A 542-nucleotide genomic window follows, 5' to 3' on the forward strand; every position below is an offset into this window, starting at 1 on the left:
GCCGCCGCTTCCTTTGCCTGAAGTTCTGCAAGCATCTGCTCGTCGGTCTTCATGATTCCGAAATCGAGCAGCATGTCTTCCAGCTCCTCCATGGTGATCGGGGTCGGGACGGTGCCCTGGCCCGAATTGGCATGGATCTTTTCGGCCAGGGCGCGATATTCCGCCGCCTGTTTGGAGTCCGGTGCATACTGGATCACCGTCATCTTCCTGAGTTCGGCGTGCTGGACGATGTTGTCGCGCGGCACGAAGTGGATGAGTTTGGAATTGAGCTTGGCCGCCAGCGCCTCGGCGAGGTCGAGTTCGCGGTCCGTCTGGCGCTCGTTGCAAATTAGCCCGCCGAGCCGCACGCCGCCCGAATGGGCATATTTTAAGATCCCCTTGGCGATGTTGTTGGCGGCATAGAGCGCCATCATCTCGCCGGACATGACGATGTAGATTTCCTGCGCCTTGTTTTCGCGGATCGGCATCGCGAAGCCGCCGCACACCACGTCCCCCAGCACGTCGTAGGAGACGTAGTCGACATCGTCATAGGCGCCATTTTC

Annotated in this window: 1 pseudogene; it reads right to left on the reverse strand. The window is 59.8% G+C overall.

Annotated features, from left to right (window positions below):
- Positions 1 to 542, reverse strand: a pseudogene (nifH, locus tag CO676_RS34370) (nitrogenase reductase); the annotation flags it as partial.

It is taken from the genome of Sinorhizobium sp. BJ1 (genome assembly GCF_002531555.1).
Taxonomy (GTDB): Bacteria; Pseudomonadota; Alphaproteobacteria; order Rhizobiales; family Rhizobiaceae; genus Sinorhizobium; species Sinorhizobium fredii_B.